Here is a 315-nt window from a genome sequence, read left to right on the forward strand (position 1 = left end):
CTCTTCTCCCTCCTCCTTTCTCCTCCCCTCCCCCCCCCCCCCCCCCCCCCCCCCCCCCCCCCCCCCCCCCCCCCCCCCCCCCCCCCCCCCCCCCCCCCCCCCCCCCCCCCACCTCCCGTACGCGACGGGACCCCACCCCGGTGGGAGGAGAGAAGAAAAGACCAGAAGCTCGGCCGCATCGTGACGCGGCCGAGCTTCTGGTCTCTTTGACATCCCCCCACCGGGGCGGGGGCGCCCACCGGGCGGGAGGGTTCGGGCCTCCGGGGGCTGGTGTTTTGTAGGGGAAAGAACCAGACCCACAAAAAAGACCCCAGA

Source organism: Streptomyces sp. NPDC043738 (assembly GCF_056436545.1).